The sequence below is a fragment of the Variovorax sp. FW305-3-2-15-B-LB1 genome (assembly GCF_058787635.1).
This window is the reverse complement of record NZ_JBYSZY010000071.1, coordinates 18,602-29,796: the sequence shown is the minus strand read 5'-3', so window position 1 is coordinate 29,796 and position 11,195 is coordinate 18,602. Positions and strand designations below refer to the sequence as shown.

The 11,195-nt window shown below is 68.8% G+C and carries 10 protein-coding genes; 6 read left to right on the top strand and 4 right to left on the bottom strand.

All coding sequences use genetic code 11. The annotated features are described in order from the left end of the window. Positions 1-308 precede the first annotated feature (308 nt). Together AC3WQR_RS28535 and AC3WQR_RS28530 are read left to right on the top strand one after the other, a co-directional pair. The gene (locus AC3WQR_RS28535) at positions 309-1,751 is read left to right on the top strand and encodes a sensor histidine kinase (protein ID WP_307637721.1); all 1,443 of its coding nucleotides are present in this window, start codon (positions 309-311) and stop codon (positions 1,749-1,751) included. Further along, positions 1,748-2,473: a HEAT repeat domain-containing protein gene (locus tag AC3WQR_RS28530; RefSeq protein ID WP_492745278.1), complete on the top strand. Its 726-nt coding sequence runs from the start codon at positions 1,748-1,750 to the stop codon at positions 2,471-2,473. Before AC3WQR_RS28535 ends, AC3WQR_RS28530 begins: the two co-directional genes overlap by 4 nt. Positions 2,474-2,479: 6 nt before the next feature. Here AC3WQR_RS28530 and AC3WQR_RS28525 read toward each other — a convergent pair whose 3' ends face one another. Genes AC3WQR_RS28525 through AC3WQR_RS28515 form a run of 3 tightly spaced genes read right to left on the bottom strand, consistent with a single transcriptional unit; the run spans position 2,480 to position 4,235 of the window. Further along, on the bottom strand, positions 2,480-2,680 hold the full coding sequence (locus AC3WQR_RS28525; protein WP_492745276.1) for a sporulation protein: 201 nt from the start codon (positions 2,678-2,680) through the stop codon (positions 2,480-2,482). An 8-nt stretch (positions 2,681-2,688) separates the two neighbouring features. Further along, the gene (locus AC3WQR_RS28520; protein WP_492745274.1) at positions 2,689-3,504 is read right to left on the bottom strand and encodes a biotin--[acetyl-CoA-carboxylase] ligase; all 816 of its coding nucleotides are present in this window, start codon (positions 3,502-3,504) and stop codon (positions 2,689-2,691) included. Between the two features lie 2 nt (positions 3,505-3,506). After that, positions 3,507-4,235 carry an SET domain-containing protein gene (locus AC3WQR_RS28515; RefSeq protein WP_390347754.1) on the bottom strand — a complete coding sequence of 243 codons (729 nt, stop codon included), beginning with the start codon at positions 4,233-4,235 and terminating at the stop codon, positions 3,507-3,509. 84 nt (positions 4,236-4,319) lie between these two features. Here AC3WQR_RS28515 and AC3WQR_RS28510 point away from each other — a divergent pair, with 84 nt between their 5' ends. Beyond that, a complete protein-coding gene (locus AC3WQR_RS28510) occupies positions 4,320-7,289 on the top strand; it encodes a DNA topoisomerase III (protein WP_307695268.1) in 2,970 nt (989 codons plus the stop codon). A 6-nt stretch (positions 7,290-7,295) separates the two neighbouring features. Continuing rightward, the gene (locus AC3WQR_RS28505; RefSeq protein WP_492745273.1) at positions 7,296-8,273 is read left to right on the top strand and encodes a tripartite tricarboxylate transporter substrate binding protein; all 978 of its coding nucleotides are present in this window, start codon (positions 7,296-7,298) and stop codon (positions 8,271-8,273) included. Positions 8,274-8,277: 4 nt separating this feature from the next. Here the strand turns inward: AC3WQR_RS28505 and AC3WQR_RS28500 are convergent, their stop codons facing one another. Continuing rightward, positions 8,278-9,213, bottom strand: coding sequence for a LysR substrate-binding domain-containing protein (locus tag AC3WQR_RS28500; protein ID WP_492745271.1), 936 nt, complete (start codon positions 9,211-9,213; stop codon positions 8,278-8,280). 109 nt (positions 9,214-9,322) lie between these two features. Between AC3WQR_RS28500 and AC3WQR_RS28495 the strand changes: the two genes are divergently transcribed. Both AC3WQR_RS28495 and AC3WQR_RS28490 read left to right on the top strand, forming a co-directional pair. Beyond that, positions 9,323-10,285, top strand: coding sequence for a tripartite tricarboxylate transporter substrate binding protein BugE (locus AC3WQR_RS28495; RefSeq protein WP_492745269.1), 963 nt, complete (start codon positions 9,323-9,325; stop codon positions 10,283-10,285). Between the two features lie 12 nt (positions 10,286-10,297). After that, on the top strand, positions 10,298-11,179 hold the full coding sequence (locus tag AC3WQR_RS28490; RefSeq protein WP_492745267.1) for an N-formylglutamate amidohydrolase: 882 nt from the start codon (positions 10,298-10,300) through the stop codon (positions 11,177-11,179). The last annotated feature ends 16 nt before the right edge of the window (positions 11,180-11,195 follow it).

Here is an 11,195-nt window from a genome sequence, read left to right as displayed (position 1 = left end):
GTGCGGGGGCGGGCGCCGGAACCGGTGCGATCGGCAGCATCGGCATGCCGCCCCCACCGCCTCCGCCACCTCCACCGCCGCATGCGGTGACACCCACGCTGGCGGCCAACACGGTCGCGGCCATCCAGAGCGGCTTGGGGCAGCCGCCCACGGTCTTTTGCTTCATGATTTCTCCCTGATGTTTTTGAATTGCAGAAACTGCACGTCAAGGCTACAACCAGTCACACCTTGTCAATGAAACGTCACACCTGCGAATCGCAGTACTAGTTCACGCTCGCCCGCGTTCTTTCGTCTTGCCAGGAACTCCCTTGAAGCTCTTCCAGCGCGCCCAGCGCTCCCTGTTCGGCGAGATCCTCGACTGGATGCTCACGCCGCTGCTGCTGCTCGTGCCGGTGAGCATCGGCGTGACCTGGCTGGTGGCGCAGGGCATCGCCAACGCGCCCTTCGACCGCGCGCTGGAGCACAACGTGAAGGTGCTGGCCGAGCTGGTCACGGTGAAGGCGGGGCAGACGCACTTCGTGCTGTCGCAATCGGCGCGCGAGATCCTGCGTGCCGACGACGCCGGCCACATCTACTACCAATTGCTCGACGGCCACGGCACGCTGCTGCACGGCGAGCGCGACCTGCCGCAGCCCAACGTGGACGACCCGCCCGGCACCAACGTGGTTCTGCTGCACAACAGCACGGTGCACGGCCAGCCGGTGCGCGTGGCCTCGCTGTGGATTCCCAGCGGCAGCGAAGAAGTGCCGCCCTCGCTGCTGCAACTGGCCGAGACGCGCGAGAAGCAGGCGGTGCTCGCCACCGAGATCATCAAGGGCGTGCTGCTGCCGCAGTTCGCGATCCTGCCGCTGGCGGTGCTGCTGATCTGGCTGGCGCTGGTGCGCGGCATCAAGCCGCTGTCGGTGGTCGAGGCGCGCATCCGCGAGCGCCGCCCCGGCGACCTGAGCCCGCTCGACGAGTCCTCGGTGCCGCTCGAGGTGGTGCCGCTGGTGTCGTCGGTGAACGAGCTGCTCGACAAGCTCAACGACTCCATCTTCACGCAGAAGCGCTTCCTGGCCGACGCCGCCCACCAGCTCAAGACACCGCTGGCGGGCCTGCGCATGCAGGCCGACCTGGCGCAGCGCGAGGGCGCCAACGCCGACGAGCTCAAGCAGTCGCTCAAGCAGATCGGCCGCGCCAGCGTGCGCGCCACGCACACCGTGAACCAGCTGCTGTCGCTGGCGCGCGCCGAGGGCACCAGCGCCATGACGCACTGCCAGCCCTGCGACCTCGCGCGGCTGACCATCGAGGTGGTGCGCGAGGCCGTGCCGCGCGCGATCGAAAAGCGCATCGACCTCGGTTACGACGGCGTCCAGGCCGGCGCGCCCGGCGTGATGGTCGACGGCAACCCGACGCTGCTGAAAGAGCTGGTGCGCAACCTGGTCGACAACGCGCTCAACTACACGCCCTCGACGCCCGAGCGCCCCGGCGTGGTCACGGCGCGCGTGCTGGCCGACCCCTTCGGCCACGTGCAGCTGGTGCAAGTGGAAGACAACGGCCCCGGCATCGCCGAGGCCGACCGCGAGCTGGTGTTCGAGCCCTTCTACCGCGTACTCGGCAACGAGGCCGACGGCTCCGGGCTGGGCCTGCCGATCGTGCGCGAGATCGCCAACCAGCACCGCGCACGGGTCAAGCTCGAAGACGCGCACCCCGGCAAGCACCCGCCGGGCGCGCTCTTCACCGTGCGCTTCGAGGAGGCCCCGTCGGAATGAATCCGCTCGACACGCTGCGCCAACGCTTCCTGGAAATCCGCCTCGACACCGACGTGTCGGACATGTTCGACTTCGGCGCCGATCTGCTGGAACAGGATTCAGCCGAGGCGCTCGCCTTCCACTACACGCTGCTGCACGACACCGGCATGGACAGCGAGCTCTACGACTGGCTCTGCCGCAAGTTCGGCGAGCGCGGCGACGAAGCCGAAGACCACCTGCTCGCGCAGTTCGACCGCGAGCCCGACCCTGCGATGCAGGCCACGGTGCTGCAGCTGCTCGGCGGCTTCAAGTACCGCAAGGGTCGCCGGCTGAAAGAGACCGCGGCCCTCGCGCGCGCCGCGCTCGCGTCACCGCACGACGAGCTGCGCTGCAAGGGGTTGTGGGTGATCGGCTGGCTCGGCGGCACGACGGACATCGCCAAGGTCGTGCCGCTGCTCGCGCACGACGCCGTCGCCGCAAACCGCCGATGGGCCGCGAGCGCGCTGATGCAGATCGTGTTCAACCGCCGCAGCGCCGCACCCAAGGCGCTCGAGCCCTTGCGCCAGGCGCTCGACACCGAGACCGATCCGGTCGTGCTGGGCGGCATCCTGGTCGCGGTGCAGGAAATCGCGGGCAAGAAGTTCGGCCTGAGCTCGAGTTCACACGAGCCGCCCTCCGAAGAAAAACTGCAGGCCGCCTTGGCCAAGGCGCGGCGCATGTTCGCGCGCGCTGCTGCGGCCTGATCCAGGTCAGGGCGCAGGCGTGCTCGAAGGCTTGGCTTCCTTGCGGATCTGCACCCACTCGGGGTGGATCTGCCGCGCCATGCGCTGCGGCTCGCGCTCGTCGAGCGCCGCGGGCGCAAGCCCGAAGCCGGCCAGGTCGCCGCGCGTCCACAGCCAGTAGCCCGCGTTGGTGGCGAGCAGGGCGATGAGGACCAGGCGCAGCTTCATGCCCTCGCTCAGAAAGACATGCCGCGCGGGCGCACGCTCACCTCGTCGCTGGAGATCAGTTGCAGGCCGGCGTCGGTGCGCACCTGCAGCTCGCCGCCCCAGGCCACGCCTTCGCACAGGCCGGCGGTGCCGTCGGTGAGCGTCACCTCACGCCCGCGCAGCACGTCGCGCGCCGCAAAGCGTTCGGCAAAGGGCGCGAAGCCGTTCGCCTCGAAGGCGAGCACGCTGCGCACCAGCGGCTCGGCCAGCGACAGCAGCACCTCGGGCGCGGACGCGTCGGGCTGCCACTGGCGCAGCCAGGCCGGCGGCGTGCGCATGCCGTCGCCCTCGCGCGGGCCGATGTTGATGCCGATGCCGACCACGAGGTAGCGCGCGGCATCGGGCCGGGCCGTCTGCGGCATCGCCGTTTCGATGAGGATGCCGACCAGCTTGCGGTCGTTCACCCAGATGTCGTTGGGCCACTTGAGGCCGACCTGGTGCGTGCCCGTCGGGTCGAGGCTTTCGGCCACGCTCACGCCCACGGCCAGCGACAGGCCCGACCAGTCGGCCGGCGCCAGCGGCATGCCCAGCGAAAAGGTGAGCGAGGCGGGCGCCTCGGGCTGCTGCGCGCTCTGCCACGGGCGGCCGAGGCGACCGCGCCCCGCCGTCTGGCGCTCGGCCACGAGGAGCACGGGGTCGGTGCGGCCGGCGCGCGCGCGGCGCATCAGCTCGGTGTTGGTGGAATCGATTTCGGCCACGGCCTCGACCGCGAAGCCGGGCAGCAGCGGCGCGACCGTCGCGGCGATCCGGTCTTCGAACCAGGCGCTGGCCGGCGTCGTGGCCATTGTCAGTCTCCGGCGGCGGCCGGGGCGTCGCCCTTGGACTTCTTCTTGCCGTCGGCCTTTTTCTTGTCGGCCTTCTTGTCCGATTTTTTCTTCTCGGCTTTCTTTTCAGCCTTCTTCGCTTCCTTGGCCTCGGCCTTCTTCTTCTCGGCTTTTTTCTTGGCCTTCTTCTTTTTCTTCTTGTCTTTTTCCTCGTCCTCGTCCTTGGGCGTCAGCAGCGTGCCGCGGCACATCTCGGAGCCGCACCAGCACGGGAACTCGGACAGCAGCTTCTCGGTGTACGGCTCGTCGATGATCAGGCCGTAGTCGTAGTTCAGTTCCTCGCCGGCGGCGATGTTTCTCAGGGCCTTGATATAGACGCGCCCATCGACTTCGTCGGCCTCGCAGTTCGGCTCGCACGAGTGATTGATCCAGCGCGCGTCGTTGCCCTTCACATTGCCGTCGATCACGCGGCCGTCGTCGATGTGGAAGTAGAAGGTGTGGTTCGGCTGGGTCGGATCGTGCGGATGGCGGCGCAGCGCCTCTTTCCAGCTGATGACCTCGCCCTTGTATTCGATCAGCGTTTCACCTTCGGCCAGGTCCTGCAGGGCGAACACGCCGTTGCCATGGACGTCCGATCGGCGCATCTGGATGCGCCGGCCACCGGAGCGCGTGGCGGCGGAGCGCGCCTCGGGCTCGGTCACGGGGGCGGCTTCCTTGTCGCGGCCGGCGGAAAGTGGGGATTTGGAAGGCATCGCCGAAGTCTGTTAGGTTGAATATGCACACATGCGTGTGCGCGCGTGCGCACGCGGAAGCCGCAGAGTATAGAGAGCCCTCAGATGACAAAGACTTTGGTAATCGCAGAAAAGCCGTCGGTGGCCCAGGACATCGTCCGGGCCCTCACGCCGGTGGCCGGCAAGTTCGACAAACATGACGAGCATTTCGAGAACGACACCTACGTCGTGACCAGCGCCGTGGGCCACCTGGTCGAGATCCAGGCCCCGGAGGAATTCGACGTCAAGCGCGGCAAGTGGAGCTTCGCCAACCTGCCGGTGATCCCGCCGCACTTCGACCTCAAGCCGGTCGACAAGACCAAGACGCGCCTGAACGCTGTGGTCAAGCAGGCCAAGCGCAAGGACGTGACGCAGCTCATCAACGCCTGCGACGCGGGCCGCGAGGGCGAACTGATCTTCCGCCTCATCGAGCAGTACGCCGGCGGCAAGAGCCCGCTGGGCAAGCCGGTGAAGCGCCTGTGGCTGCAGTCGATGACGCCGCAGGCGATCCGCGACGGCTTCGACGCGCTGCGCACCGAAAAGCAGATGCAAGGCCTGGCCGACGCCGCGCGCTCGCGCTCCGAGGCCGACTGGCTGGTGGGCATCAACGGCACGCGCGCCATGACGGCATTCAATTCGCGCGACGGCGGCTTCTTCCTCACGACCGTGGGCCGCGTGCAGACGCCGACGCTGTCCGTCGTCGTGGAGCGCGAGGAGCAGATCCGCAAGTTCGTTTCGCGCGAGTACTGGGAAATCCACGGCAGCTTCGCGGCCGAGGCCGGCCAGTACCCCGGCAAGTGGTTCAACCCCGACTGGAAGAAGGCCAACGCGCCGCTGCTGGCCAACGGCGAACCCGATGCCGAGCAGCGCGCCGACCGCGTGTGGAGCGAGCAGGAAGCCCGCGCCATCGCCGACGCCTCGCGCGGCAAGCCCGCCACCGTCACCGAAGAGAGCAAGCCCACCACGCAGGCCTCGCCCGCGCTGTTCGACCTGACCTCGCTGCAGCGCGAGGCCAACGGCCGCTTCGGCTTCAGCGCCAAGACCACGCTGGCGCTGGCGCAGAGCCTGTACGAACGCCACAAGGCGCTGACCTACCCGCGTACCGATTCGCGCGCGCTGCCGGAAGACTATCTGCCGGTGGTCAAGCAGACCATGGAAATGCTCGCCGGCAGCGGCATGAAGCACCTGGCGCCGTTCGCCCAGCAGGCGGTCGACGGCAACTACGTCAAGCCCAACAAGCGCATCTTCGACAACGCCAAGGTGTCGGATCACTTCGCCATCATCCCGACGCTGCAGGCCCCGAGCGGGCTGAGCGAGGCCGAGCAGAAGCTGTACGACTTCGTGGTGCGCCGCTTCCTGTCGGTGTTCTTCCCGAGCGCAGAGCACCAGGTGACCACGCGCATCAGCACGGTGGAGCAGGGCGGCAAGAAGTACCCCTTCCGCACCGACGGCAAGGTGCTGGTCAAGCCGGGCTGGCTCGCCATCTACGGCAAGGAAGCCCAGGACGACGAGAAGGAAGACGACAAGGACGGCAAGCGCCTCGTGCCGGTGAAGCCGGGCGAGATCGTGCAGAACGAGTCGGCCGACCTCAAGGGCCTGAAGACGCGCCCGCCCGCACGCTATTCGGAAGCCACGCTGCTGGGCGCCATGGAAGGCGCCGGCAAGACGATCGACGACGACGAGCTGCGCGAGGCCATGCAGGAAAAGGGCCTGGGCACGCCAGCCACGCGCGCGGCCACCATCGAAGGGCTGATCGCCGAGAAGTACATGCTGCGCGAAGGCCGCGAACTCATCCCGACCGCCAAGGCCTTCCAGCTCATGACGCTGCTGCGCGGCCTGGGCGTGGAAGAACTGTCCAAGGCCGAACTCACGGGCGAGTGGGAGTACAAGCTGGCGCAGATGGAGAAGGGCGCCCTGAGCCGCGACGCCTTCATGCGCGAGATCGCCGAGATGACGGAGCACATCGTCAAGAAGGCCAAGGAGTACGACCGCGACACCGTGCCCGGCGACTACGCCACGCTCGCCACGCCCTGCCCGAACTGCGGCGGCGTGGTGAAGGAAAACTACCGCCGCTACGGCTGCACCGGCAAGAGCGGCACGGGCGAGGACGCCTGCGGCTTCTCGTTCGGCAAGTCGCCGGCCGGGCGCACCTTCGAGGTGGCCGAGGCCGAGCAGCTGCTGGCCAACAAGCACATCGGCCCGCTCGAGGGCTTCCGCTCCAAGGCGGGCTGGCCCTTCACGGCCGAGATCATCCTCAAGTACGACGGGGAAGAAGCGAAGAACTGGAAGCTCGAGTTCGACTTCGGCGACGACAAGAACGAAGACAGCGGCGAGATCGTCGACTTCAGCCAGCAGGACACCGTGGGCCCGTGCCCGGTGTGCGGCGCGCCGGTGTTCGATCACGGCAGCAACTACGTCTGCGAGAAGTCGGTGCCGACGAACGAGCAGCCGACCCCCAGCTGCACCTTCAAGACCGGCAAGATCATCCTGCAGCAGCCGGTCGAGCGCGACCAGATGGAAAAGCTGCTGGCCACCGGCAAGACCGACCTGCTCGACAAGTTCGTGTCGATGCGCACGCGCCGCGCCTTCAAGGCCTTCCTCACGTGGAACGCCGAAGAAGGCAAGGTGACCTTCGAATTCGCACCGCGCGAAGGCGGCAGCAAGTTCCCGCCGCGCAAGACCTTCGGCAAGCCGGCCGCGAAGACCGCGGCGGCCAAGAAGGTCGCGGCGAAGAAGACGCCCGCCGCCAAGAAGGCACCGGCCGAGAAGAAGGCGGCCAAGCCGCGCAAGCCGGGCGCGGGCCTCAAGCCCAGCGACTCGCTGGCCGCGGTGATCGGCGCCGAACCGGTGGCGCGCACCGAGGTCATCAAGAAGCTGTGGGACTACATCAAGGCCAACGGCCTGCAGGACGCGACCAACAAGCGCGCGATCAATGCCGACGCCAAGCTCAAGCCGGTGTTCGGCAAGGACCAGGTGACGATGTTCGAACTCGCGGGCATCGTGGGCAAGCACCTCTCGGCGCCCGACGCGGCCTGACGACGCATGCAGCGCCGACACCTCGCCGCCCTGTGTGCCGCCGCGCTGCTGGGCGGCGCGGGCCTGGCCCAGGCCGCCGCTTGGCCTGACAAGCCTGTCAAGCTGGTCGTGCCGTTCCCACCCGGGCAGGCCACCGACATCTTTGCCCGCGCGCTCGCCGAACAGCTCGGCAAGCGGCTGGGCCAGCCCGTGATCGTCGACAACAAGGCGGGCGCGGGCAGCAACATCGGCACCGAGTTCGTGGTGCGCGCACCGCCCGACGGCTACACGCTGGTGGTGGCGGGCAGCGCGATGGCGGTGAACCAGACGCTCTACGCCAAGCCGGGCTTCGACCCGCGCAAGGACCTGGTCGGCATTTCGCTCATCGCGAAGGTGCCGCTGGTGTTCCTGGCCACGCCCGAAAGCGGCATCCGCACGCTGGCCGAGCTCACGGCGCGCGCCAAGGCCGAACCCGGCAAGCTGAGCTACGCGAGCGCCGGCATCGGCGGCACGCAGCACCTGTCGGGCGAAATGTACAAGTCGGCGGCGCATGTGTTCATCACGCACATTCCGTACCGGGGCAGCGGGCCGGCGCAGGCGGACTTCCTGGGCAACCAGGTGCCGCTGATGGTCGATTCGGTGACGGCCGCGCTGCCGCACATCAAGGCGGGCAAGGCGGTTGCGCTGGCGGTGACGTCGGCCACGCGCTCGTCGCAATTGCCCGAGGTGCCCACCGTGCGCGAGAGCGGCGTGGCGGGCACCAAGAGCTTCGAAGCCGTCGGCTGGCTCGGCCTGATGGCGCCGCGCGGCACGCCGCCCGAGATCGTGGCGCGGCTGAACCACGAAGTGACCGACATCTTGAAGAGCGAGCAGATGGCGCGCTTCATCCGCGACCGGGGCTCCGAGCCGGCACCGACGACCGGCGCCGAGTTCGATCGCTTCGTGGCGAGCGAGATCGGGCTCTGGGGTGCGGCGGTGAAGGCATCGGGCGCGAAGCCCGAGTAACTTCTCAGGCCGGCGCAGCCAACGGCAGCGCCGTCGCTTCCCCGCTGCGGTCGACCTCGGCCAGCAGCCAGTGGCGGAAATGATCCAGCGTGGCCAGCTGGCCGCGCCCCTCGGGGTAGCAGAACCAGTAGCCCTCGCTGCCCCGGTAGCCGCCGTCGGGCAGCGGCTCGTCCACCAGCCCCGACGCAATTTCGTCCTGCACCAGGCAGCGCGGCACCAGCGCCACGCCCATGCCGGCCATGACGGCGCGGATCATGGTCTGGAACTGGTCGAACTGCAGGCCGGCCAGCGGGTCGAGCCCGCGCACGCCGTGCGCCTCGCTCCAGTGCAGCCACGACTGCGGCACGCTCACATGGCGCAGCAGGGTGCAGCGCGCCACGTCCTGCGGCGTGCGGATGGCGGCCTCGGCCTGCGCGGCGCGCGGGGCGATGAGCGCCACGTCCTGCCCCGCGAGGTAGTGCGAGCGCGCGCCGGGCCAGTGGCCGTCGCCGAACAGGATGGCGCAGTCGAGCTCGGGCCGCTCGAAGTCGTAGCCGTGCACGAAGGGCACGAAATGCAGCGTGATCTGCGGGTGGCGCTGCTGGAAGTCGGGCAGGCGCGGAATCAGCCACTTGGCGCCGAAGGTGGGCAGGGTCGACAAATGCAGCGCGCCGCCGCCGTCGCCACTGGTGATGAGCTCCAGCGTCGCCGCCTCCAGCTGCGCCAGCAGGGCGCGCACCGCCTTTTCGTAGCGCTCGCCGGCCGGCGTGAGCGCCAGGCGCTTGCGGCTGCGCTCGAACAGCGGCGCGCCGATCCAGCGCTCGAGCTCCTGCACCTGCTTGCTCACCGCGCCCTGCGTGAGGTGCAGCGCCTCGGCCGCGCGCGACACGCCGCCGAAGCGCACCACGGTGGAGAAGGCACGCAGCAGGTTCAGGGGCGGGTTGAGGCGTCGCAGCGGCATGGGGGAGCCCATCAAGTCATTCCAGATTGGAATGATATCGGGTATATCCTTTGCTTCAGGTGAGCTGCAGCTTTGCACATTCACTCATCGTTCCATTGGAAGAACCCTCATGCAACGTCGTCATTTCCTCTCCACCCTGGCTGCTGTTTCTTTCGCCCCAGGAATATCCTTTGCCCAAGGCAAGCCGATCCGCCTGGTCGTGCCCTTCCCGCCCGGTGGCGCCACCGACATCACGGCCCGCGTGCTCTCCGAGCCCCTGGCCAAGATCCTCCAGCAGCCCGTGGTGATCGACAACCGCGCCGGCGCGGGCGGCTCGATCGGCATGGCCGAGCTGGCACGCGCCGCGCCCGACGGCCTGAGCTTCGGCGTGGCCACGCTGTCCACGCACGGCGTGAACCCGGCCGTGTACCAGAAGCTGCCCTACGACCCGATCAAGGGCTTCGCCGCCGTGACCGAGCTGGTGAAGGCGCCGGGCGTGATCGTCATCAACCCGGCCGTGCTGCCGGTCGGCAGCTTCGCGGAACTCGTGAAGTACCTGAAAGCCAACCCGGGCAAGGTGTCGTACGCCTCGCCGGGCAACGGCACCATCGGCCACATGTGGGGCGAGCTGTTCAAGAGCAGCACCGGAACCTCGATGGTGCACATCCCCTACCGCGGTGCGGGCCCGGCCATCAACGACGTGCTCGCGGGCCAGGTGCCGGTGTACTTCGACCAGGTGGCCTCGTCGCTGCCGCACGTGAAGGCCGGCAAGCTCAAGGCACTGGCCGTGTCCTGGAGCGGCCGCCTCGACGTGCTGCCCGAGGTGCCGACCTACGGCGAACTGGGCTACGCGGCCAGCAACGACCCCTCGTGGTTCGGCATGATCGCGCCCGCCGGCACGCCCGCCGAGCTGGTGCTGCGCATGCAGCAGGCCGTGGCCACGGCGCTGAAGGACCCCGCGGTGCGCGAGCGCCTGGCGCTGCAGGGGCTGTACGCCTCGGGCACCACGCCGGCCGAGTTCACGAAGCAGATCGCGAGCGAGATCGAGAAGATGAAGAAGGTGGCCGCCTTCGCGCGCATCCGATTGGACTGACCGACACCGCCTATGCATCCAGTCCTGAAACTGATTCAAACCCGCGCCCAGGTGACGAGCGTCGCCGGGCACACCCCGCTGGTGCTGGACTCCCCGCACAGCGGCACCGTCTACCCCGAGGACTTCCGGCCCGTGTGCGAGCTCGCCACGCTGCGCCGGGCCGAGGACACCCACGTCGAGAAGCTCTACGCCTTCGCGAGCGACATGGGCGCCGCCTGGATCGAGGCGCACTTTCCGCGCAGCTACCTCGACGCCAACCGCGACATGACCGAGGTCGACACCACGATGCTCGACGGCCCGTGGACCGAGCCGGTGTCGACCGACCCGCGCGTGCTGTCCAAGGTGCGCCTGGGCAAGGGCCTGATCTGGAAGCTCACCGACGAGGGCCTGCCGATCTACGACCGGCCGCTCACGGTGGCCGAGGTGCGCCAGCGCATCGACCAGTGCTGGCGCCCGTACCACGCAGCGGTGGCGCAGGCCATCGACGAGGCGCATGCGCGGCACGGCTACAGCATCCACATCAACTGCCACTCGATGCCCGCCATCGCGGGCAGCCACGCGACCGACTTCCCGGGCCTGGCGCACGCGGACTTCGTGATCGGCGACCGCGACGGCAGCACGGCCGACCCGGCGCTGTCGCAGCGGCTGTGCGCGCACCTGCGCGCATGCGGCTACAGCGTGGACTACAACCACCCGTACAAGGGCGTGGAGCTGGTGCGCCGGCACGGCGACCCGGCGGCGAACCGGCACAGCATCCAGGTCGAGATCAACCGCAAGCTCTACATGGACGAGGCCACGCTGGCGCTCGACGAAGCCGGCGCCACGCGGCTGCAGGCCGACCTGCGTTCGATGGTCGAAATGCTGCTGGCGACCGACCCGCGCGTGGCAGGCTGAACACCGCCGCCCCTGC

Excerpts from the sequence above, each read along its gene's own strand:
- AC3WQR_RS28530 (WP_492745278.1), top strand. The coding sequence starts at position 1,748 with ATGAATCCGCTCGACACGCTGCGCCAACGCTTCCTGGAAATCCGCCTC.
- AC3WQR_RS28525 (WP_492745276.1), bottom strand. The coding sequence starts at position 2,680 with ATGAAGCTGCGCCTGGTCCTCATCGCCCTGCTCGCCACCAACGCGGGC.
- AC3WQR_RS28520 (WP_492745274.1), bottom strand. The coding sequence starts at position 3,504 with ATGGCCACGACGCCGGCCAGCGCCTGGTTCGAAGACCGGATCGCCGCG.
- AC3WQR_RS28515 (WP_390347754.1), bottom strand. The coding sequence starts at position 4,235 with ATGCCTTCCAAATCCCCACTTTCCGCCGGCCGCGACAAGGAAGCCGCC.
- AC3WQR_RS28510 (WP_307695268.1), top strand. The coding sequence starts at position 4,320 with ATGACAAAGACTTTGGTAATCGCAGAAAAGCCGTCGGTGGCCCAGGAC.
- AC3WQR_RS28505 (WP_492745273.1), top strand. The coding sequence starts at position 7,296 with ATGCAGCGCCGACACCTCGCCGCCCTGTGTGCCGCCGCGCTGCTGGGC.
- AC3WQR_RS28500 (WP_492745271.1), bottom strand. The coding sequence starts at position 9,213 with ATGCCGCTGCGACGCCTCAACCCGCCCCTGAACCTGCTGCGTGCCTTC.
- AC3WQR_RS28495 (WP_492745269.1), top strand. The coding sequence starts at position 9,323 with ATGCAACGTCGTCATTTCCTCTCCACCCTGGCTGCTGTTTCTTTCGCC.
- AC3WQR_RS28490 (WP_492745267.1), top strand. The coding sequence starts at position 10,298 with ATGCATCCAGTCCTGAAACTGATTCAAACCCGCGCCCAGGTGACGAGC.